A 19,922-nucleotide genomic window follows, 5' to 3' on the forward strand; every position below is an offset into this window, starting at 1 on the left:
CGCATCAGATGCTGTTTTTCTGATAGATGACCGCTTTGGTGCCGTACTCGCAGGCACCGACGACCATCGCCGCGTCGTGTTTGTCGGCCTCTTCCTTGCTGACGATTTCCAGTGTGTAGGAGGGCACGGCATTCGCCTGGATCTTGATTTCGATTTCTTTCTTGAGTTCTTCGCAGTCTTTGGGTGCGGCGAGAACCGAGGTGGCCAGTGCACTGCAGAGGATCGCCAAGCCAATACGTTTCATTTTGAAGCTCCCTGGGGCAGCGCGCACGGGCGTGCGCTGAACCTGCTGTCACTTATTCGACCATATTTTTGCAGCGCGGGTTCTGACTTCGCTCACATCTTCAGAGACTGTGGTGCTATTCAGATCTCCTTCGCGAGCAAGCCCGCTCCCACATTGGAATGCATTTCAAAGGTGGGAGCGGGCTTGCTCGCGAATAGGTCAGTCAGCGCTGACTCAGCTGACCAGCGAAGCCTCAAGGGTAATCTTCGCATTCAACACCTTGGACACCGGGCATCCTTCCTTGGCCTTGTTGCTCAGCTCTTCAAACTGTGCCTGAGTAGCGCCCGGGATTTTCGCCTTGAGGATCAACTTGATCGCGGTGATGGCAAAGCCACCTTCGACCTGATCCAAGGTGACTTCAGCCTGGGTGTCGATGCTCTCGGCCTTCAGGCCCGCATCACCGAGAATCATCGAGAACGCCATGGAAAAACAGCCGGCATGCGCCGCGCCGATCAGTTCTTCCGGGTTGGTGCCCTTGCCGCCTTCGAAGCGGGCCTTGAAGCCGTACGGCGCTTCTCTGAGCACGCCAGTCTCGGTAGAGATCGAGCCGATGCCGGTTTTCAGATCGCCTGCCCAATGCGCGGATGCTTTCTTCACGATAGCCATGTCTGCCTCCTCAAGATCTGGCGCGGAACGCCGCGCCGTCGTGGTTTTTGCTTTGCAAGGCTTCTGAGGATAGACGCCGGGACAAAGTTCAGCCCGAGTGAATCGTTGACTTTTTTAGTAGGATTTTTCCCTCAGCTATTGAAACTCGGGTATATGCCCTCATTGCACAGAACACGCTTATGAATTCGGCAGGTTTTCGTTCGCAAGAAAAAACCTGCAGACCACTCGGAGACGCAGGTTTATGAAGCAACTGTCCGATGTAAAGTTTTCCACCCTCGATCTGGTGCCCGTGCGCGAGAACGGCAGCCCGGCGCAATCGCTGCGCAATTCGCTGGATCTGGCGCAGCATGTCGAGAAATTCGGCTATACGCGCTTCTGGGTCGCCGAACACCACAACATGGATGGCATCGCCAGCTCCGCCACCTCGGTGCTGCTGGGGTATCTGGCCGGCGGCACCTCGACAATTCGTGTCGGCTCCGGCGGGGTGATGCTGCCCAACCATGCGCCGCTAGTGATCGCCGAGCAGTTCGGCACCCTCGAAAGCCTGTATCCGGGACGCATCGATCTGGGTCTGGGCCGCGCGCCCGGCTCCGACCAGATGACCGCCCGCGCCCTGCGCCGCGAACGCTCCGGCAGTGCCGATGATTTCCCGGAAGACGTCGCCGAGCTGGCGCGCTTCCTCGGCCCGCGCACCCCGGATCAACGGGTGATCGCCATGCCCGGCACTGGCACCAACGTGCCGATCTGGTTGCTCGGTTCCAGCCTGTTCAGCGCGCAACTGGCCGGTGAGCGCGGTTTGCCTTACGCCTTCGCCTCGCACTTCGCCCCGCGTTTCATGCACGAGGCGATTCGCGTCTATCGCAACCACTTCAAGCCGTCAGCGGTACTCGACAAGCCTTATGTGATGCTCGGTGTGCCGCTGGTGGCGGCCGATACCGATGAGCAGGCCGACTATCTGGCGACCTCGGTGTACCAGCGCATTCTCGCGTTGATGCGTGGGCAAAGTCTGGTGCAGCGCCCGCCGGTGAAGAGCATGGATGGCCTGTGGCTGCCCCATGAGCGTGAAGCGGTGGGCGATTTCCTTGGTCTGGCGATGGTCGGCAGCCCGCAGAAAATCCGCGCGAAGCTGGAGGTGCTGGTCGAGCAGACGCAGGCTGATGAGCTGATCTTCACCTGCGACCTGTATGAGCATGCCGATCGCCTGCACTCCTACGAACTGCTGGCTCAAGTCATGAAGGGTTGACTCTGGAATACCGCCCTTGTGGGAGCGGGCTTGCTCGCGAAGACGGAGTGTCAGACACCTTGGATGTCGGCTGACATAACGCTCTGGCGAGCAAGCCCGCTCCCACATTGGGAATGTGTTGTACACAAAAAAGCCGACGCATTTGCGTCGGCTTTTGCATTTTCAGTGAGATCAATGGCGTTTGTAGACGATTTCTTTTTTGCCACCGTCGCAGCTTCCTACGGTTTTGCCGTCAGCGCCCTTATTACTTCCCTTGTCGACAATCTGCAGCGCGTAACCATGTACGCCTTTGGCTTCCAGCTTGTCCTTGATTTCCTTCTCCAACTGATCACACGACTTGCCAGCAGCAAACGCGCCACCCGCAAGGCTCAACAAACCTACTGCCAATATGAACTTCTTCATCGGTCGCACTCCCTGGTCGGATTAAAAGAGGCGGGCACCGGCGGTGCCGATGCGCTCACCTTGTAGCGCTTTGCCATTCCTATGGCACTCGGCCAGCGCGCAAGTTCAGAAGCGTAGCCCAAACTCAGCTGCTGGCAATGCGGAAGCCGACTTTGAGTGTTACCTGGAAATGCGCCGCCTTGCCGTCCTTGATGTGGCCACGGGTATCGACCACTTCAAACCATTCCAGATGCTTGATGCTCTTGTTGGCTTCGGCCAGCGCGTTGTTGATGGCGTCTTCGATGCTGCTGGTGGACGAGCCGACCAGCTCGACTTTCTTGTACGTGTGATGGTCACTCATGGCGATCTCCTGGATGTGTGGATTTGAGACTAGCAGTGAATCTGCACTGATGATTTCGGCGGTTCGATGCAAGTGAAGTTCAGATTTTCTGCACTTTCTCAAACCGTTGAAGTCCCAAACAACACACGCCACTCATCACCAATGCAGGAGAGCCACCATGGCCAACACCTCTTTACGTAAAGCCTCGTTGCAAAGCATGGAAGCCGAGATCGAGAGTCTGCTCAAATCGTTGGAAAGCTTGAAAGACGACGCTTCGGACGAGTCGCGCAAGACCCTCAAGGCGCTCAAGAGCAACGCTGAAAGCGCGCTGAAACATTCGCGCAGCCTGCTCAGCGATGCCTATGAAGAAGTCAAAGTAAAAACTCGCGAGACCGGCATCGCTACCCGCGATTACGCTCAGGAACATCCTTGGACCACCGCCGGTGTGGCGGTCGGTGCAATCGGTCTGCTGGCCGCCTACTTGCTGTTCAAGCGCGGCGAGTGATCTGACTGGCGCAGCTCATTCTTGAGCCACTGCGCCAGTTGCCGGGCGCGCCCGTCTGCGGCGCGCTTGGGTAGCCACAACGCCAGTTGCGCCGGGGTTTCGCAAAAGCCCCACGGCGCAACCAGGCGACCGGCCTTCAAGTCCTCGGCCACCAGCGGCTCTGGCGCGATTGCCACGCCGAGTCCGGCCACTGCGGCTTCCAGCAGATAATACAAATGCTCAAAACCTTGCCCCCACTTCAACGCCTTGGCGTCGAGGTGATTTTGCTGTGCCCAGCTCGGCCAGGCTTGCGGGCGGGACGTGGTGTGCAGCAGCGGTTCGCTGAGCAAGGCTGATGCCGGCGCGGTTTGCAGGCGCTGATAACCGCTGAACAGCGGGCTCATCACCGGCCCGATGCGTTCCGCCGCCAGCTCGTACACCTGCATGTCGGCCGGCCATGGCGGCTCGGCGAACAGCAGCAAGGCATCGAGTCCGGGGCGCCGCGGGTCGAGATCGCCTTCACCGGCCGACAGATGCAGACGCAAGTCCGGCAAGTCCGCGTTGAGTCGTCCCAGGCGTGGAATAAACCAGCGCGCCAACAGACTGCCGGAGCAGCCGAGTACGAACGGCGCATCAGCGGTGCTCTGCGTCAGCTCGGCGCAGACGCTGCGCAAGCGATCAAAGGCCTCACCGCTGGCGTCCCGCAGACGCACTCCGGCATCTGTGAGTTTCAAGCCGCGACCATCCTTGACGAACAGGCTCACGCCCAGATGCTCTTCGAGCACCTTGAGCTGACGGCTAACCGCGCCGTGGGTGACGTGCAGCTGTTCGGCCGCCTGACTGACGCTGTTCAGTCGGGCGGTGGCTTCGAACGCGCGCAAGGCGTTCAGCGGGGGAAGGTCGTGGCTCATGGTATCTGTGAGTTTTCCTGACAGGTTGCGGCGATCTTATCGGTTTTCAGCCTGGAAGGTCAGGGGTAGAGTGGACGCCATTGTCTTCTAACCCGAATTCACCTGGAGCACATCATGACCCAGACTTCGAACACCTCCAACCTGCGTAGCGGCCCGGACGATAACGGCCTGTTCGGCGCGTTTGGCGGCCGCTACGTGGCGGAAACCCTGATGCCGTTGATCCTCGATCTGGCCCGTGAATACGAAACGGCCAAGGACGATCCGGCGTTCAAAGAAGAACTGGCCTATTTCCAGCGTGACTACGTCGGACGTCCGAGCCCGCTGTACTTCGCCGAGCGTCTGACCGAGTTCTGCGGCGGCGCGAAGATCTACCTCAAGCGCGAAGAGCTGAACCACACCGGCGCGCACAAGATCAACAACTGCATCGGCCAGATCCTGCTGGCGCGGCGCATGGGCAAGAAACGCATCATCGCCGAGACCGGCGCTGGCATGCACGGCGTGGCGACGGCCACCGTGGCCGCACGTTTCGGTCTGGACTGCGTGATCTACATGGGCACCACTGACATCGAGCGTCAGCAGGCCAACGTGTTCCGCATGAAGCTGCTGGGCGCCGAAGTGATCCCGGTAGTGGCCGGCACCGGCACCCTGAAAGACGCGATGAACGAAGCGCTGCGTGACTGGGTGACCAACGTCGACAGCACCTTCTACCTGATCGGCACCGTGGCCGGCCCGCACCCGTATCCAGCGATGGTGCGCGACTTCCAGGCGGTGATCGGCAAGGAAACCCGCGAGCAGCTGCAAGCTCAGGAAGGTCGTCTGCCGGACAGCCTGGTGGCGTGCATCGGCGGCGGTTCCAACGCCATGGGCCTGTTCCACCCGTTCCTCGATGATCAGAGCGTCGAAATCATCGGCGTCGAAGCGGCCGGTTACGGCATCGAAACCGGCAAGCACGCGGCCAGCCTCAACGGCGGCGTACCGGGTGTGCTGCACGGCAACCGCACGTTCCTGCTGCAAGACGACGATGGCCAGATCATCGACGCCCACTCGATTTCCGCCGGCCTCGACTACCCGGGCATCGGCCCCGAGCACGCCTGGTTGCATGATATCGGCCGCGTCCAGTACACCTCGGTGACCGACGACGAAGCCCTCGCCGCGTTCCACCAGTGCTGCCGCCTCGAAGGCATCATCCCGGCGCTGGAAAGCGCTCATGCGTTGGCTGAAGTATTCAAACGCGCGCCAAAACTGCCGAAGGATCACCTGATGGTGGTCAACCTGTCCGGCCGTGGCGACAAAGACATGCAGACCGTCATGCATCACATGGAACAGTCGAAGCAGGAGAAACACTGATGAGCCGCCTGCAAACCCGTTTTGCCGATCTAAAAGAACAGAATCGCGCCGCGCTGGTGACCTTCGTCACCGCCGGTGATCCGGACTACGACACCTCGCTGGCGATTCTCAAAGGTTTGCCGGGTGCTGGCGCCGACGTGATCGAGCTGGGCATGCCGTTCACTGACCCGATGGCCGACGGACCGGCGATTCAACTGGCCAACATCCGTGCGTTGGGTGCCAAGCAGAATCTGGCGAAAACCCTGCAAATGGTTCGCGAATTCCGCGACGGCAACAGCGACACGCCGCTGGTGCTGATGGGCTACTTCAACCCGATCCACATGTATGGCGTTGAACGTTTCATCGCTGACGCCAAAGACGCTGGCGTCGACGGTCTGATCGTGGTCGACATGCCGCCGGAGCACAACAATGAACTGTGCGATCCGGCGCAAGCTGCGGGCCTGGACTTCATCCGCCTGACCACCCCGACCACCGACGATGCGCGTCTGCCGAAGGTGCTCAATGGCAGCTCGGGCTTCGTTTACTACGTGTCGGTGGCCGGCGTGACCGGTGCCGGTGCGGCAACCCTGGAACACGTCGAGGAAGCGGTGACTCGTCTGCGTCGACACACTGACCTGCCGATCAGCATCGGTTTCGGTATCCGTACTCCGGAGCAGGCGGCGTCCATCGCTCGTTTGGCCGACGGTGTGGTGGTGGGTTCGGCACTGATCGATCATATCGCCAATGCGACCACGTCGGCCCAGGCTGTCGATGGTGTGCTGGGTCTGTGCAAGGCGCTGTCCGAAGGCGTGCGTCAGGCCCGCGTCAGCTGAAAGTAAAGTTCCTGATACAGAGGAATTAGCGTCTCGCTGCGCAACCTAATGAGCAAGACCGAGGGATTCAGAACCACGTTCTGAATCCCTTTTTGCTGTTAGTGCAGTGAGGAAAAACCCCCATGAAAATGCCGAAACGTCTGATTGCCAGTCTGGGCGTGCTGATGATCAGCGCGACACCGCTGCTCGCCAGCGCCGATCAGCGTGACGATTATGGCCACGGCGGCCCGCCACAGGGCCATTACGATAATCGCGGCCCACAGAACGACCACCGAGGTGGTCCACCGCACGACTTCGGCCCGATCCGTCAGACCATTCGTGATAATCACGGCTACTTCGTTCGCGGTGCCCCACCACCTCCAGGCATTCGCCTGGAACGAGGCCGGCCGCTTCCTCATGGCTACTATGGGGAACGGCTGGACGGTCGGGCTTTGAGTCGCTTGCCGGTGTACCCGGGGTATGAATGGCGCCGTGCCGGCGGTGACATTGTGCTGATCGCGGTAGGTACCGGGATCGTCTACGAAATTCTGGACGGTGTTTTGAACTGATCGACAGACCCTAAAAAGATCGCAGCCCTATGGCTGCGATCTTTTTTTCAGGGCAGCTCAAGTCCGCCGGATGCCTTGTGCAATTTGCGCAAATGCTCGCCAACCTGCTTCACGTTGGCCTCGCAGGCCGCAATTTCCGCAGCGCGCTTGGGCTCCAGCAGTGCCCGTACTTCTTTGTCCAGGTCGCCGCTCAGCGCCAGCAGTTGTTTCTGGCGCTGGCTGCTTTCAGCTTCCAGTCGACCGAATTCGCTTGGCTGCGGCAGGCCGTAGCCATGGGAGTCGAGCAACTCCGCCGGACGGCTGAGGAAGCCGCTGTTGGCAAGAATCTCCTGCAAGGTCGCGTTGGCTTTGTCCATGCCACCGTTTTCCAGCTCCCGAGCGCCAAGGTAGCGCTGCTTGACCTCATCCTGGGCCAGCAATAACTGGCGGCGGTAACTCGCCTGTTCCAGCAGCAACAACGCGGCACTGGTGCGCAGGTCTGCACGCTCGAACCACTGACGACGTTCTTCGGCGGAAAGTGAGAGCCACTCTTCGACACTGGTCTGTTTGATCGGCAACTGCTTCTTCAACACATCGAACATCGCCTGATAGCGATCACGGAACGAGTCGAATCGGTAGCCCAGCCGCAAGGCCTCTTTCGGATCGTCCAGCACGCTGGTGTCGGCCAGGCCACGGCCTTTGAGCACTTCGAGCAAACCGTTGGGCATGATGCTGTCCAGACCGACGAGTTGCTTGTTGTTGCTGCCGCTGCGCAGCAGTTTCAGGCTTTCCACGGCGCAGTTGTTGGACAGGAAGAAGTAGTTGCCGTCGTAGCTCCAATGCATCTCGGCGGCGTGTTCGACCACCTCTTCAATCTCGGTACGCGACAGGTTCAGCGGCACCGAAGCGAGGCTGCGCATTTCGGTCTTGGTGTACTCGTCGATCACTTGCGCCAGTGGCAGAACGAACAGCCGCGACGGGTACTTGCCGACCAGTCCATCCCAGCTCGACAGCTGCACATCACCGACGAAAGCACGGTAGGACAGCACCAGATGTTGATCCAGATCGAGCCGGCAATCCGGACCCCGTGGTCGGCCGGGTGCACAGATCACCAGGCGCAACATGCTGTGGCCCCAGCGGCTGACCCAGTTCTGGTTGGCCTCCGCCAGCAGGTAATCGACGGCGTAAACCCGTTCCGGATCGACCTGGCCCAGCGGCTGTTTGGCAAAGTCGTTACCGGCGTTGAGAAACGCAAAGGTCTTGCTGCAGGTGTCCTTGGCGGGCGGGGTCCAGCCAAAGCGTTCCTGGTAGTAGCGATAGAGCGCCGGACGTCGACAGGCGTAGCTCGGGTCGAGGAGGAAATACTCCATGTTGACCGCGACGAACTCCTTGGGGCTGGAGATCTCGTAAAGGTCCGGGCTGCGGGCGATCTGCCGGTTGTGCTGTTCGCGCTCGCCGCGGCGCCCGACGTATTGCTGCCAGCCGGCGAGGTCGAGCAGGCGTGGGTCATCGCTGAGGGTGAAGCGGCGACCGTTCTGGCCGCGACATTCATCGGGAATGCCGATCAGGCCCGCGCTGTTGCTGCGCCGAGTGCAGCGCTGGATCAGCGTGCGTTCGGCGGCGGGCCACAGGCGTGCGCGGTCATAAATGTGGGTGAGTTCGTGCAGCACGGTTGCCAGCAGTTCCTGGCGTACGGTGCCGTGGGGGCGGTTGGTTTTCTCTTTGGCCGCGCTACCGTCGGTGAGGCCGGCGAGCAGTTTGCGGTTCAGATCGAGTTCGGAGACCAGCGCCGCTTCGCCATAGGCGTTGTCGGGCATTTCGTCGGTCCAGCCGACATCAATGCGCCGGTCCAGTTGCTCGATGAAGCGCGGCGGCAATTTCTGCATCGCTTCATCGAGCAGCGCCTGGCTGGCCTGTTGTTCGGCTGGGCTCAGGCCGTCGGTCTTGAGCCGCAATTGCAGGCTGGCGTGGGCGCTGTTGCCCAAGAGCAACAACGCGCTGGCCAGCAGCCAGGCGCTGAGTGACTTCACAGGGCGAGAATGGCTTCGGCCAATACCTGGTCGCTGGCGTCGCGGGCTTCCGGCACGCGGCTGCGCAAGGTATTGAAGGCCGCTTCGAGGTTGGCGCCACGAATGTCGCCATTGCTGGCGACGAAGCTGGCGGCATCGTCGTGGGCTTCACGGATGATTTTCGAGTCGCGAATCGAGGTGGTGGTGTCTGAGGTGAAATCAACGGTGCGCTGGGAGGCGCGAACGATGATGTTACTGGTGGCTACCAGGGTGTGCGCCTGGGCCACATCGGCCAACAACAACAGGCCAAGGGCGGCAGCAATCAGCGGGCTACGCATGGAACGACTCCGGAGGGGCAATGTTAACGAGGGATCAGGATAGCTATTGGACGAGAATTGCCTGCGCCAGTTCAAGGTCGCCAGCATGAAGTTTTGGTCGGCTCTTGCGTAGGTAATGCAGTGCGGATTCGAGCTGCGCGCCTCGCAATTCACCGTCACTGGCAACAAACGCAGCCGCATCATCGTGAGCAGCGATGATCAGTTTACGGTCGAACGGCGCGGAAGACACCATGCCGGTCGCCCAAAGGCTGACCACGGTGTTTTGCGTGGAGACATCAAAGGCATCGACCGACGTCGCCCAGCAGGCGCTGATCAGGACAGAAGGGAAAAGCAGTTTGAGTAGACGCATGGGGCTCGATAACTGTTAACGAGCCCCAAGGCTAGCGCAAACGCCCGGGCCAGAGCCAGCGGCGAAACATCGGGACACGACTGGCGTGTCCCTTCAAGCAATGCAGGATCAGATTGCCAGGATGGCTTGCGCCAGCTGAGCATCAGTCGCGTTCAATTGCGGTGCCTGATGGCGAATAAGGTCCAGAGCGCTTTCCAGTTTCACGCCGCGGATCTGGCCTTCGCTGGCGACGAAGCTGGCAGCGTCGTCCCGAGCGGCGATTACAACCTTGTTGTCGCGCAGGGACGAGGTGGCATCGGAGGTGGCGTCGGAAGAGGACTTCAATGCGCCAACCACTGCGTCGGTGGTCACGATGAAGCTGGATGCGCTGGCATTGGCAGCCACGGCCAGCAAGGCGGCAGCGCTGAGCAGGCGAAGACGGGACATGGTGGATCTCCTGAAAGTAAACCGTATAGAGAGGTGGCTTGTGTCTGATGAGTCAGACGCGGGTTACAGAAGATTCGCCACGTTCTGGCGGCGATATTAGGCCTGCGCGCCGGGTTCGCACAGTGGGCAAAATGCTAGCGCCAGAAGGGTTTCTCCAGTTCATTCAGTCGATCGGCGTGGCTTAAGCCCAGATCCGCCAGATCTCGGTTATCCAGTTGAGCCAGCAAGCGCCGCGTCCTGGCGCGCTCCAGCCCTTGCCACAGGCTTCGAAACAGGCGCCGCAGCGGGTGCGGGTTACGGAGAGGTTGAGCCGAAATTTCCGAAACATCCTGTAAGTTTTTCATGGCGTTTCCCTTAAGCCGAGATGGGTTAAGGACATGCTGCGCCCGATGCAGTTTGGCAGGCAGATACACCAATGGAAAATTGTACTGGTTCAGATGTTGATTGTTGGAAACTGTACTTGTACTTCCAAAACCAAGCTGTACGGGCGTTTTCGAACCCTGAAACGACAAGACCCGTCGCGGTTTCCCGCGACGGGTCTTGTGTGTTCGATTCGGGTTGCTGGCGGTGGGTCTAACGACCAGAGCCAGCGACGCTACTTAGCGCCAGAACGGCTTGCTCAGCTCTTCGTAGCGTTGTGCTTCGCTGATACCGGCGTCAGCCAGCAGACGCGAATCCAGACGAGCCAGTTGGTGGCGGCTGGAGATGCGGCGCTGCCACAACATCAGGTTGGCGATAACGCGCAGAGGCAGGGAAGCCTGGGTTTTTGCAGCTTTGTCTTCGAAGAACAGTTCGGAACTGAGTGTACGTTCCATGGTTGACATCCTTCCGCTTGTGGCGGGATCAGGTAGTGGTTTGACTGGTGCCCATGATCCTCTCGTTTGACTAGTCTCTCTAGATACAGTTCAACTGTATTGTGAGTGACCAGTTAACTGTTTATAGGGGGTGTACGGGTCAAAATTGAGCAAACTGTACCTGTCTGCACTTAACTGGTGCATTTTTGCTCGAATCGGGGGAGGCGGTAGGAAAAAGCTGTAGGAAAACACCGGTACAGTAGTACAGTTTTTTCCAGAAGAGGCTGATGAAAAAACCGCCGACACAAACTGTGTTTGCATCGGCGGTTTGACTGTGTGAATTACACCGCCAGCATGTGCCCGGTTTCTTCCAGGTTCATGTGCCAGCTCAAGGCGTCACGCAGAATGTGCGGGCTGTGGCCACCGATGGCGCAGGCTGCGGTGAAGTAGTCGTTCAGCGCCTGGCGATAGTCCGGGTGCACACAGTTGTCGATGATCACCCGAGCGCGTTCGCGTGGGGCCAGGCCGCGCAGGTCTGCCAGACCGACTTCGGTCACCAGAATGTCGACGTCATGCTCCGTGTGGTCAACGTGGCTGACCATCGGCACCACGCTGGAAATCGCGCCGCCCTTGGCGATCGATTTGGTCACGAACACCGCCAGGTGCGCGTTGCGCGCAAAGTCCCCCGAACCGCCGATACCGTTCATCATCCGCGTGCCGCAGACGTGGGTGGAGTTGACGTTGCCGTAGATGTCGAATTCCAGCGCGGTATTGATGCCGATAATGCCCAGGCGACGTACGACTTCCGGATGGTTGGAGATCTCCTGCGGACGCAGCACCAGTTTGTCCTTGTACTTCTCCAGGTTGCCGAACACGTCGCTGTTGCGCCGTTCCGACAAAGTGATCGAGCTGCCCGAGGCGAAGCTCAGCTTGCCGGCGTCGATCAGGTCGAAGGTCGAGTCCTGCAGCACTTCGGAGTACATGGTCAGGTCTTCGAACGGCGAGTCGATCAGGCCGCACATCACCGCGTTGGCGATGTTGCCGATCCCGGCCTGCAACGGGCCGAGCTTGTTGGTCATGCGCCCGGCGTCGACTTCCTGCTTGAAGAAGGTGATCAGGTGCTCGGCGATGGCGTTGGTGTCGACATCCGGTGTCGACACCGTGGACGGCGAGTCCGCCTGCTGGGTGATGACGATGGCGACAATTTTCTCCGGCGGGATCGGGATCGCGGTGCTGCCGATGCGATCGTCGACTTTCACCAGCGGGATCGGCGTGCGCGTCGGGCGATAGGTGGGGATATAGATGTCATGCAGGCCTTCGAGGTTGGCGTTGTGCGCCAGGTTGATCTCGACAATCACCTGCTTGGCGAAAATCGCGAAGCTCGCCGAGTTGCCCACCGAGGTGGTCGGCACGATGTGGCCTTGCTCGGTGATAGCCACGGCTTCGATCACTGCGATGTCCGGCAGCTTCAGTTGCTGGTTGCGCAGTTGCTCGACGGTTTCCGACAGGTGCTGGTCGATGAACATCACTTCACCGGCGTTGATCGCCTTGCGCAAGGTACTGTCGACCTGGAACGGCATGCGGCGCGACAGCACGCCAGCCTCGGTCAGTTGCTTGTCGAGGTCGTTGCCCAGGCTGGCGCCGGTCATCAGGCTGATCTTCAGCGGCGTGACCTTGGCTCGCTCGGCCAGTGCGTGAGGGACGGCTTTGGCTTCGCCAGCGCGGGTGAAGCCGCTCATGCCGACGGTCATGCCGTCTTCAATCAGCGCGGCGGCGTCGGCGGCGCTCATCACTTTATCCAACAACGAAGGCAGGCGAATACGGTCACGGTACATGGATTATTTTCTCGGGAAGCGAGTAGCAGGATGCGCAGTCTAGTGAATTTCACGGGCGCCTGTCCCGCTACCAAGGTCGCAAACGAGGCGTCTATTTAGCGGGTTTGAAGTAAAACACCGTTACTGGATCTGCAACAACGTGGCAAATTGTCCGACGTTTTGCGCAAACAAAAACGCCCCGACAAGTCGGGGCGTTGGGTGCCGTCACGGAGGATTACTCGACCGCTTTGACCATGTCTTCGATGACTTTTTTCGCGTCGCCGAACACCATCATGGTCTTGTCCAGGTAGAACAGTTCGTTGTCCAGGCCGGCATAGCCGCTGGCCATCGAGCGCTTGTTGACGATGATGGTCTTGGCCTTGAACGCTTCGAGAATCGGCATGCCGGCAATCGGCGATTTCGGATCGTTCTTGGCGGCCGGGTTGACCACGTCGTTGGCGCCGAGCACCAGCACCACGTCGGCCTGGCCGAACTCGGAGTTGATGTCTTCCATCTCGAACACTTGGTCGTAAGGCACTTCGGCCTCGGCGAGCAGTACGTTCATGTGACCTGGCATGCGACCGGCCACCGGGTGGATCGCGTACTTCACGGTGACGCCACGGTGGGTCAGCTTCTCGGTCAGTTCTTTCAGCGCGTGCTGTGCGCGGGCCACCGCCAGACCGTAACCCGGGACGATGATCACGGTGTCGGCGTTGGTCAGTAGGAACGTTGCGTCGTCGGCCGAACCGGACTTCACCGGACGGGCTTCTTTCGCACCGGCCGGGCCAGCGTCGGCCGTGTTGCCGAAACCGCCGAGCAGTACATTAAAGAAAGAACGGTTCATCGCCTTGCACATGATGTACGAGAGGATCGCGCCGCTCGAACCCACCAGCGAACCGGCAATGATCAGCATCGAGTTGTTCAGCGAAAAGCCGATACCCGCCGCCGCCCAACCCGAATAGCTGTTGAGCATCGACACCACCACCGGCATGTCGGCGCCGCCGATGGGGATGATGATCAGCACGCCCATCACGAACGCCAGGGCCAGCATCAGTGCGAACGCTGCGAGGTTGCCGGTGAGCATGAAGGTCACGCCGAGCACCAGTGTCGTCAGACCGAGTACCGCGTTCAGCTTGTGCTGACCGGCGAACTGTACCGGCGCACCTTGGAACAGGCGGAACTTGTACTTGCCCGAGAGCTTGCCGAAGGCGATCACCGAGCCGGAGAAGGTGATTGCCCCAATCGCCGCACCGAGGAACAGCTCCAGACGGTTGCCCGCCGGGATCGAGTCGCCCAGTTGCTTGACGATGCCCAGCGATTGCGGCTCGACGACGGCGGCAATGGCGATGAACACCGCCGCCAGACCGATCATGCTGTGCATGAACGCGACCAGTTCCGGCATCTTGGTCATTTCAACGCGCTTGGCCATGATCGAACCGGCAGTACCGCCGATCAGCAGGCCGACGATCACGTAACCGATGCCGGCAGTTGCCAGCTCAGCACCGAGCTTATAGATGAGGCCGATGGTGGTGAGGATGGCCAGCGCCATGCCGAGCATGCCGAACAGATTGCCGCGCCGCGAGGTGGTCGGGTGCGACAGGCCTTTGAGGGCCTGGATGAAACAGATCGACGCGATCAGGTAGAGCGTCGTGACGAGATTCATGCTCATTACTTCGGCGCCTCTTCTTTTGCTTTCGGGGCTTTCTTCTTGAACATCTCAAGCATGCGGCGGGTGACCAGGAAGCCACCGAACACATTGACCGCAGCCAGCGCTACGGCGAGGGTGCCCATGGTCTTGCCCAGCGGCGTGACGGTGAGCGCGGCGGCCAGCATGGCGCCGACGATCACGATCGCCGAAATGGCGTTGGTCACTGCCATCAACGGCGTGTGCAGCGCAGGTGTAACGTTCCAGACCACGTGGTAACCGACATAAATCGCCAGCACGAAGATGATCAGGTTGTAGATACCGGGGGAGATAAGCTCTTCCATCGTCTGAATCCCTGCTTAGGCGTTTTTGCGGATGACTTGGCCGTCGCGGCACATCAGGCACGCGGCGACGATGTCGTCTTCGAGGTTGACGTCGAACTGGCCTTCTTTGGTGAACACCAGCTTGAGGAAGTCCAGCAGATTGCGTGCGTACAGCGCCGAGGCGTCTGCAGCGACTTCACCCGCCAGGTTGGTCGGGCCGACGATGGTCACGCCGTTCTCCACCACGACCTGATCAGCCACGGTCAGCGGGCAGTTGCCGCCCTGAGCTGCTGCGAGGTCGATGACCACCGAGCCTGGCTTCATCTGCGCCACGGTTTCCGCGCTCAGCAATACGGGTGCCTTGCGGCCCGGGATCAGTGCGGTGGTGATGACGATGTCGGCCTGCTTGGCGCGTTCGTGCACAGCCTGGGCCTGACGTTGCATCCAGCTCGCCGGCATCGGGCGGGCGTAACCGCCGACACCGACCGCGCATTCACGTTCTTCGTCAGTCTCGTAAGGCACATCGACGAACTTCGCACCGAGGGATTCGATCTGTTCCTTCACTGCCGGACGCACGTCAGACGCTTCGATCACCGCACCCAGACGTTTCGCCGTGGCAATCGCCTGCAACCCGGCCACGCCGGCGCCGAGAATCAGCACGCGCGCCGCTTTCACGGTGCCCGCAGCGGTCATCAGCATCGGCATGAAGCGCGGATAGTAGTGCGCGGCCAACAACACAGCCTTGTAGCCGGCAATGTTCGCCTGCGACGACAGCACATCGAGACTCTGCGCCCGAGAGGTACGCGGCGCCGCCTCCAGGGCGAACGCAGTAATCCCGCACTCGGCCATTTTGGCGATGGTGTCGTTATTGAAGGGGTTGAGCATGCCCACCAGCACCGTGCCGCGCTTGATCAGCGCCAGTTCGGCGTCGCTGGGGGCGACCACTTTGAGAATCAGCTCGGCAGCGAACGCATCGTTGGCACTGCCAATGGTTGCGCCCGCCGCTTCATAGGCACTGTCGACAACGCTGGCTTTGACGCCGGCGCCGGTTTGCACAGTGACCTTATGACCTTGGCTGATCAGCTTTTTAATGGTTTCCGGGGTTGCAGCAACCCGTGTTTCACCGGTCTGGGTTTCGAGAGGAACACCAATGTGCACGTCAAATCTCCTGCGTGATCTTATTGAGTAAACCCAGGCACTGCGGATGGTGCGACTGGGGCGGCCGATCAGCACGATCCCGCCAAATCAGGGCGGGGCGCGGCATTTTGCAGGCGAACTTTATGCCCTTCAAGGGATTATGACGGGTGACGGAAAATTAACTACAAGTCATCCCGTGACCGAATGTCGCAGATGGCCAGCTGAATCCCTTGCAGGCCGTGCCTTGTAAGGATTCTGGCTGAATTTGAAAAAATTTCTCATCGGCGGCGTGAATAGGCCGTAATGAGTCGTGAATAGAGGCTCAAAGCCACGTCCGCAGGCGCTTGTGGGACGTCTGTACGACTTTCGGACACAGTCTGCGATTTTGCGACAAATACTTATATCTGTAGGGCTTTGATTTTCCTGACTACCGGGTTAGTAATCGCTGTAAGGCCTTATCCTTCTAGGTTGTAGCTGTTTGCCTGGTTGACCAGCCAATCGCGAAAAGCCTTGAGTGATGCCGATTCGACCTTTCGCTCCGGAATCATCAGGTAATACGCCTTGATGCTGGAGAGCGCACTCGGGTTGGCGATCACCAAGCGTTTCTCGGCCAGTTCGCGCTGAATCAGGAACGGTGGAATCAGCGCGATGCCCATGTCGTGCATGGCCGCTTGGGCCAGCATGGAGAATAGCTCGTAGCGCGGGCCTGTCATGTCGCGTGGGATGTTCAGGTTCAGGGAGTTGAACCACTGCCGCCAGGCGTAGGGACGGGTGGTTTGCTGCAACAGAGGCAGCTCGGCAATCTCGTTGGGTGTCAGATGTTTCTTGCTGCCGAGGAGAGCGAGGCTGCATACCGGCATCGGATTTTCGCCCATCAGTCTGTGGGATTCGGTACCCGACCAATCGGCGTCGCCAAAGTAGATCGCCGCATCGAACTCAGTGTCGGCAAACAGGAACGGGCGGGTGCGGTTGGTCAGGTTGACCGTTACTTCCGGGTGTTTGAGCTGGAAGTCCTTGAGCCGTGGCAGCAGCCATTGCGTGCCGAAGGTGGGCACCACCGCCAGTTCGATCACATTTGTGCCCTGCTGGCCCATCACCGAAAGCGTGTCGCGCTCGACGGCGTCGAGTTGCGTGGCCACCCGACGACTGTAGGAAAGGCCTGCTTCCGTCAGCTTCACTCCGCGTCGCGAGCGTCGGAACAGTTCCACACTGAGGAACTCCTCAAGGCTGGCGATCTGTCGGCAAATGGCGCCCTGGGTGAGGGAAAGTTCTTCGGCAGCCTTGGTAAAGCTCTCGTGCCGGGCGGCGGCTTCGAAGCTGATCAGGGCCGTGGTACTGGGGATCTTCCTGCGCATGTACTGCAACCTCACTAATGCGCCGCATAAAAGGCATTCAGCGACGTTTCGGAGTGAGAAATTAGCACAACAGGATGCGAAATCCTCGTTTGCCGCGCTGGCGAACCGGGCCTAGGATCAATGCCACGTTAATTCACCGATTTGCGAGGACGCACTCATGGGCGGTAAAGCTAGCTTCAACTGGATCGATCCCCTGCTGCTGGATCAACAGCTCACCGAAGAGGAGCGCATGATCCGCGACACCGCCGCCCAATTCGCTCAGCAGAGCCTGGCGCCCCGCGTGCTAGAAGCTTTCCGCCATGAGAAAACCGACCCGGCAATCTTCCGCGAAATGGGCGAAGTCGGCCTGTTGGGGGCGACCATTCCTGAGCAGTACGGTGGTAGCGGCTTGAACTACGTCAGCTACGGTCTGATCGCCCGTGAAGTAGAGCGCGTCGACTCCGGCTACCGTTCGATGATGAGTGTGCAGTCCTCGCTGGTGATGGTGCCGATCAACGAATTCGGTACAGAAGCACAGAAACAGAAATACCTGCCGAAACTGGCGTCTGGCGAGTGGATCGGCTGCTTCGGTCTGACTGAGCCAAACCACGGTTCCGACCCGGGCGCGATGATCACCCGTGCGCGCAAGGTCGACGGCGGCTACAGCCTGACCGGCGCCAAGATGTGGATCACCAACAGCCCGATCGCCGATGTGTTCGTGGTCTGGGCCAAGGACGATGCCGGCGACATCCGCGGCTTCGTACTGGAGAAAGGCTGGAAGGGCCTGAGCGCTCCGGCGATTCACGGCAAGGTCGGTCTGCGCGCATCGATCACCGGCGAAATCGTCATGGACAACGTATTTGTGCCGGAAGAGAACATCTTCCCGGACGTGCGCGGTCTGAAAGGCCCGTTCACCTGCCTCAATTCCGCACGCTATGGTATTTCCTGGGGAGCCTTGGGCGCTGCTGAGTTCTGCTGGCACACCGCTCGCCAATACACCCTCGATCGTCAGCAGTTCGGACGCCCACTGGCTGCCACTCAACTGATCCAGAAGAAGCTGGCCGACATGCAGACCGAAATCACTCTGGCCCTGCAAGGCTGTCTGCGTCTGGGGCGCATGAAGGACGAAGGAACCGCAGCGGTCGAGATCACCTCGATCATGAAGCGCAACTCCTGTGGCAAGTCGCTGGATATCGCCCGCATGGCCCGTGACATGTTGGGCGGCAACGGCATCTCCGATGAGTTCGGCGTGGCCCGTCACCTGGTCAACCTGGAAGTGGTGAATACCTATGAAGGTACTCACGATGTTCACGCGCTGATCCTCGGTCGCGCGCAAACCGGTCTGCAGGCGTTCTATTAACAGGAGAGCGACCATGGGCGCGCTGTCGCATCTGCGGGTACTGGATTTATCGCGTGTGCTGGCCGGGCCGTGGGCCGGGCAGATTCTCGCCGACCTTGGCGCCGAGGTGATCAAGGTCGAGCGCCCGGGCAATGGCGATGACACGCGTGCCTGGGGGCCGCCCTTCCTTAAAGACGCTTATGGGGAGAACACCAGCGAGGCGGCCTATTACCTGTCGGCCAACCGCAACAAGCAATCAGTGACGATCGACTTCACTCGGCCTGAAGGGCAGAACCTGGTACGGGAGCTGGCGGCGAGGTCGGACATTCTGATCGAGAACTTCAAGGTCGGTGGGCTGGCTGCCTATGGGCTGGACTATGAGTCGCTGAAGGCGATCAATCCGGACCTGATCTATTGCTCGATCACAGGCTTCGGTCAAACCGGGCCGTATGCCAAGCGTGCGGGCTATGACTTCATGATTCAGGGGCTGGGCGGGCTGATGAGCCTGACCGGTCGCCCTGAAGGTGATGAAGGCGCCGGGCCGGTGAAGGTGGGAGTGGCGCTGACGGACATTCTTACGGGGCTGTATTCGACCGTGGCGATACTGGCGGCGCTGGCGCATCGTGATCACGACGGTGGCGGGCAACACATCGATATGGCTTTGCTGGATGTACAGGTCGCATGCCTGGCGAACCAGGCAATGAACTACCTGACTACCGGCAATGCGCCAAAACGTCTGGGTAATGCACACCCGAACATCGTGCCTTATCAGGACTTCCCGACGGCCGACGGTGATTTCATTCTTACCGTTGGCAATGACGGCCAGTTCCGCAAGTTTGCCGAGGTGGCGGGCCAGCCGCAGTGGGCGGACGATCCGCGATTCGCGACTAACAAGCTGCGGGTGGCTAACCGTGCGGTGTTGATTCCGCTGATCCGTCAGGCGACGGTGTTCAAGACCACCGCCGAATGGGTGGCTCAGTTGGAGCAAGCGGGTGTGCCGTGTGGTCCGATCAATGATCTGTCCCAAGTGTTTGAGGATCCGCAGGTGAAGGCGCGTGGGCTGGCTATAGAACTCCCGCATGCGCTGGCGGGGATGGTTCCGCAGGTGGCGAGTCCGATCCGGTTGTCGCAGACGCCTGTCGAGTACCGTCGCGCGCCTCCGTTGTTGGGCGAGCATACGCTGGAGGTTTTGCAGCGGGTGCTGGGTCTGGGTGCAGGTACAGTGGATGCGCTCAGGGCGGATGGAGTGCTTTGAGCGTTCCTTCTATATAGAAGGAGTGGTTTTCCTTCTTATATATAGAGGGGTTTGTATGTTTTTTAACCGATCCGTAAGTTGTTGAAAGAAAACTGAAATTAACGGTTGACGGCAGATTCTGGAGGTCTATAATTCGCCCCACTTCCGGCGCAGTCGAAACGGAAAACTCTTTGAGATTCAATGAGTTACGCAGTTTTCGACAGCGGCTTGCTTCAGTTCACCGAA

Annotated in this window: 23 protein-coding genes; 7 read left to right on the plus strand and 16 right to left on the minus strand. The window is 59.9% G+C overall.

The window, feature by feature from the left end; all coding sequences use genetic code 11:
* Positions 1–4: 4 nt before the first annotated feature.
* Both NTD85_RS25600 and NTD85_RS25605 read right to left on the minus strand, forming a co-directional pair.
* Positions 5–244 (minus strand): DUF1161 domain-containing protein, encoded by a 240-nt coding sequence (locus NTD85_RS25600; RefSeq protein ID WP_262143516.1) that lies wholly within the window; start codon positions 242–244, stop codon positions 5–7.
* 213 nt (positions 245–457) lie between these two features.
* Positions 458–889: an OsmC family protein gene (locus NTD85_RS25605; RefSeq protein WP_007962818.1), complete on the minus strand. Its 432-nt coding sequence runs from the start codon at positions 887–889 to the stop codon at positions 458–460.
* A 241-nt stretch (positions 890–1,130) separates the two neighbouring features.
* Between NTD85_RS25605 and NTD85_RS25610 the strand changes: the two genes are divergently transcribed.
* The gene (locus NTD85_RS25610; RefSeq protein WP_103483943.1) at positions 1,131–2,132 is read left to right on the plus strand and encodes an LLM class flavin-dependent oxidoreductase; all 1,002 of its coding nucleotides are present in this window, start codon (positions 1,131–1,133) and stop codon (positions 2,130–2,132) included.
* Between the two features lie 171 nt (positions 2,133–2,303).
* Here the strand turns inward: NTD85_RS25610 and NTD85_RS25615 are convergent, their stop codons facing one another.
* Together NTD85_RS25615 and NTD85_RS25620 are read right to left on the minus strand one after the other, a co-directional pair.
* Positions 2,304–2,534, minus strand: coding sequence for a DUF1161 domain-containing protein (locus tag NTD85_RS25615; RefSeq protein WP_003220387.1), 231 nt, complete (start codon positions 2,532–2,534; stop codon positions 2,304–2,306).
* 124 nt (positions 2,535–2,658) lie between these two features.
* Positions 2,659–2,874 carry a dodecin gene (locus NTD85_RS25620; protein ID WP_003220389.1) on the minus strand — a complete coding sequence of 72 codons (216 nt, stop codon included), beginning with the start codon at positions 2,872–2,874 and terminating at the stop codon, positions 2,659–2,661.
* A gap of 157 nt (positions 2,875–3,031) precedes the next feature.
* Here NTD85_RS25620 and NTD85_RS25625 point away from each other — a divergent pair, with 157 nt between their 5' ends.
* Positions 3,032–3,358: a YqjD family protein gene (locus NTD85_RS25625; RefSeq protein WP_003220391.1), complete on the plus strand. Its 327-nt coding sequence runs from the start codon at positions 3,032–3,034 to the stop codon at positions 3,356–3,358.
* Here NTD85_RS25625 and NTD85_RS25630 read toward each other — a convergent pair.
* Complete coding sequence (locus NTD85_RS25630) at positions 3,331–4,248, minus strand: LysR family transcriptional regulator (RefSeq protein ID WP_262143517.1); 918 nt, start codon at positions 4,246–4,248, stop codon at positions 3,331–3,333. The two genes, NTD85_RS25625 and NTD85_RS25630, sit on opposite strands and share 28 nt — an antisense overlap.
* 114 nt (positions 4,249–4,362) lie before the next feature.
* Between NTD85_RS25630 and trpB the strand changes: the two genes are divergently transcribed.
* The 3 genes from trpB (at position 4,363) to NTD85_RS25645 (ending at position 6,955) form a co-directional block, all read left to right on the plus strand.
* Positions 4,363–5,595 carry a tryptophan synthase subunit beta gene (trpB, locus tag NTD85_RS25635; protein WP_003220393.1) on the plus strand — a complete coding sequence of 411 codons (1,233 nt, stop codon included), beginning with the start codon at positions 4,363–4,365 and terminating at the stop codon, positions 5,593–5,595.
* Positions 5,595–6,407 carry a tryptophan synthase subunit alpha gene (gene trpA, locus NTD85_RS25640; protein WP_262143518.1) on the plus strand — a complete coding sequence of 271 codons (813 nt, stop codon included), beginning with the start codon at positions 5,595–5,597 and terminating at the stop codon, positions 6,405–6,407. The genes trpB and trpA overlap by 1 nt, the downstream gene beginning before the upstream one ends.
* A gap of 122 nt (positions 6,408–6,529) precedes the next feature.
* Complete coding sequence (locus NTD85_RS25645) at positions 6,530–6,955, plus strand: anti-virulence regulator CigR family protein (RefSeq protein WP_103483939.1); 426 nt, start codon at positions 6,530–6,532, stop codon at positions 6,953–6,955.
* A gap of 47 nt (positions 6,956–7,002) precedes the next feature.
* Here the strand turns inward: NTD85_RS25645 and NTD85_RS25650 are convergent, their stop codons facing one another.
* The 11 genes from NTD85_RS25650 to NTD85_RS25700 form a co-directional block, all read right to left on the minus strand.
* Positions 7,003–8,964 carry a DUF4105 domain-containing protein gene (locus NTD85_RS25650; RefSeq protein ID WP_201136117.1) on the minus strand — a complete coding sequence of 654 codons (1,962 nt, stop codon included), beginning with the start codon at positions 8,962–8,964 and terminating at the stop codon, positions 7,003–7,005.
* A complete protein-coding gene (locus tag NTD85_RS25655) occupies positions 8,961–9,281 on the minus strand; it encodes a DUF2388 domain-containing protein (RefSeq protein WP_003220401.1) in 321 nt (106 codons plus the stop codon). The genes NTD85_RS25650 and NTD85_RS25655 overlap by 4 nt, the downstream gene beginning before the upstream one ends.
* A gap of 43 nt (positions 9,282–9,324) precedes the next feature.
* Entirely contained in the window at positions 9,325–9,630 is a 306-nt protein-coding gene (locus NTD85_RS25660; RefSeq protein ID WP_003220403.1) for a DUF2388 domain-containing protein, read from the minus strand.
* A 108-nt stretch (positions 9,631–9,738) separates the two neighbouring features.
* A complete protein-coding gene (locus NTD85_RS25665) occupies positions 9,739–10,056 on the minus strand; it encodes a DUF2388 domain-containing protein (RefSeq protein WP_003220405.1) in 318 nt (105 codons plus the stop codon).
* A 134-nt stretch (positions 10,057–10,190) separates the two neighbouring features.
* Positions 10,191–10,400 (minus strand): DUF1127 domain-containing protein, encoded by a 210-nt coding sequence (locus NTD85_RS25670; protein WP_262143519.1) that lies wholly within the window; start codon positions 10,398–10,400, stop codon positions 10,191–10,193.
* A 255-nt stretch (positions 10,401–10,655) separates the two neighbouring features.
* Positions 10,656–10,871 (minus strand): DUF1127 domain-containing protein, encoded by a 216-nt coding sequence (locus NTD85_RS25675; RefSeq protein WP_003220409.1) that lies wholly within the window; start codon positions 10,869–10,871, stop codon positions 10,656–10,658.
* A gap of 320 nt (positions 10,872–11,191) precedes the next feature.
* Positions 11,192–12,685, minus strand: coding sequence for an acetyl-CoA hydrolase/transferase family protein (locus NTD85_RS25680; protein WP_262143520.1), 1,494 nt, complete (start codon positions 12,683–12,685; stop codon positions 11,192–11,194).
* 214 nt (positions 12,686–12,899) lie between these two features.
* Positions 12,900–14,333, minus strand: coding sequence for an NAD(P)(+) transhydrogenase (Re/Si-specific) subunit beta (locus tag NTD85_RS25685; protein ID WP_262143521.1), 1,434 nt, complete (start codon positions 14,331–14,333; stop codon positions 12,900–12,902).
* The gene (locus NTD85_RS25690; protein ID WP_003220416.1) at positions 14,333–14,653 is read right to left on the minus strand and encodes an NAD(P) transhydrogenase subunit alpha; all 321 of its coding nucleotides are present in this window, start codon (positions 14,651–14,653) and stop codon (positions 14,333–14,335) included. Before NTD85_RS25690 ends, NTD85_RS25685 begins: the two co-directional genes overlap by 1 nt.
* Positions 14,654–14,668: 15 nt before the next feature.
* Positions 14,669–15,790: a Re/Si-specific NAD(P)(+) transhydrogenase subunit alpha gene (locus NTD85_RS25695; RefSeq protein ID WP_003220418.1), complete on the minus strand. Its 1,122-nt coding sequence runs from the start codon at positions 15,788–15,790 to the stop codon at positions 14,669–14,671.
* 434 nt (positions 15,791–16,224) lie between these two features.
* Complete coding sequence (locus NTD85_RS25700) at positions 16,225–17,124, minus strand: LysR family transcriptional regulator (RefSeq protein ID WP_262143522.1); 900 nt, start codon at positions 17,122–17,124, stop codon at positions 16,225–16,227.
* 157 nt (positions 17,125–17,281) lie between these two features.
* Here NTD85_RS25700 and NTD85_RS25705 point away from each other — a divergent pair, with 157 nt between their 5' ends.
* Complete coding sequence (locus NTD85_RS25705; RefSeq protein WP_003220420.1) at positions 17,282–18,463, plus strand: acyl-CoA dehydrogenase; 1,182 nt, start codon at positions 17,282–17,284, stop codon at positions 18,461–18,463.
* Positions 18,464–18,476: 13 nt separating this feature from the next.
* Positions 18,477–19,697, plus strand: coding sequence for a CaiB/BaiF CoA transferase family protein (locus tag NTD85_RS25710; RefSeq protein ID WP_262143523.1), 1,221 nt, complete (start codon positions 18,477–18,479; stop codon positions 19,695–19,697).
* Positions 19,698–19,922 lie beyond the last annotated feature (225 nt).

The organism is Pseudomonas sp. 13B_3.2_Bac1, from assembly GCF_025466205.1.
Lineage (GTDB): Bacteria > Pseudomonadota > Gammaproteobacteria > Pseudomonadales > Pseudomonadaceae > Aquipseudomonas > Aquipseudomonas fluorescens_H.

Bases quoted from the DNA above. Each gene is read 5' to 3' on its own strand.
- NTD85_RS25600 (WP_262143516.1), bottom strand. From the start codon at position 244: ATGAAACGTATTGGCTTGGCGATCCTCTGCAGTGCACTGGCCACCTCG.
- NTD85_RS25605 (WP_007962818.1), bottom strand. From the start codon at position 889: ATGGCTATCGTGAAGAAAGCATCCGCGCATTGGGCAGGCGATCTGAAA.
- NTD85_RS25610 (WP_103483943.1), top strand. From the start codon at position 1,131: ATGAAGCAACTGTCCGATGTAAAGTTTTCCACCCTCGATCTGGTGCCC.
- NTD85_RS25615 (WP_003220387.1), bottom strand. From the start codon at position 2,534: ATGAAGAAGTTCATATTGGCAGTAGGTTTGTTGAGCCTTGCGGGTGGC.
- NTD85_RS25620 (WP_003220389.1), bottom strand. From the start codon at position 2,874: ATGAGTGACCATCACACGTACAAGAAAGTCGAGCTGGTCGGCTCGTCC.
- NTD85_RS25625 (WP_003220391.1), top strand. From the start codon at position 3,032: ATGGCCAACACCTCTTTACGTAAAGCCTCGTTGCAAAGCATGGAAGCC.
- NTD85_RS25630 (WP_262143517.1), bottom strand. From the start codon at position 4,248: ATGAGCCACGACCTTCCCCCGCTGAACGCCTTGCGCGCGTTCGAAGCC.
- trpB (WP_003220393.1), top strand. From the start codon at position 4,363: ATGACCCAGACTTCGAACACCTCCAACCTGCGTAGCGGCCCGGACGAT.
- trpA (WP_262143518.1), top strand. From the start codon at position 5,595: ATGAGCCGCCTGCAAACCCGTTTTGCCGATCTAAAAGAACAGAATCGC.
- NTD85_RS25645 (WP_103483939.1), top strand. From the start codon at position 6,530: ATGAAAATGCCGAAACGTCTGATTGCCAGTCTGGGCGTGCTGATGATC.
- NTD85_RS25655 (WP_003220401.1), bottom strand. From the start codon at position 9,281: ATGCGTAGCCCGCTGATTGCTGCCGCCCTTGGCCTGTTGTTGTTGGCC.
- NTD85_RS25660 (WP_003220403.1), bottom strand. From the start codon at position 9,630: ATGCGTCTACTCAAACTGCTTTTCCCTTCTGTCCTGATCAGCGCCTGC.
- NTD85_RS25665 (WP_003220405.1), bottom strand. From the start codon at position 10,056: ATGTCCCGTCTTCGCCTGCTCAGCGCTGCCGCCTTGCTGGCCGTGGCT.
- NTD85_RS25670 (WP_262143519.1), bottom strand. From the start codon at position 10,400: ATGAAAAACTTACAGGATGTTTCGGAAATTTCGGCTCAACCTCTCCGT.
- NTD85_RS25675 (WP_003220409.1), bottom strand. From the start codon at position 10,871: ATGGAACGTACACTCAGTTCCGAACTGTTCTTCGAAGACAAAGCTGCA.
- NTD85_RS25680 (WP_262143520.1), bottom strand. From the start codon at position 12,685: ATGTACCGTGACCGTATTCGCCTGCCTTCGTTGTTGGATAAAGTGATG.
- NTD85_RS25685 (WP_262143521.1), bottom strand. From the start codon at position 14,333: ATGAGCATGAATCTCGTCACGACGCTCTACCTGATCGCGTCGATCTGT.
- NTD85_RS25690 (WP_003220416.1), bottom strand. From the start codon at position 14,653: ATGGAAGAGCTTATCTCCCCCGGTATCTACAACCTGATCATCTTCGTG.
- NTD85_RS25700 (WP_262143522.1), bottom strand. From the start codon at position 17,124: ATGCGCAGGAAGATCCCCAGTACCACGGCCCTGATCAGCTTCGAAGCC.
- NTD85_RS25705 (WP_003220420.1), top strand. From the start codon at position 17,282: ATGGGCGGTAAAGCTAGCTTCAACTGGATCGATCCCCTGCTGCTGGAT.
- NTD85_RS25710 (WP_262143523.1), top strand. From the start codon at position 18,477: ATGGGCGCGCTGTCGCATCTGCGGGTACTGGATTTATCGCGTGTGCTG.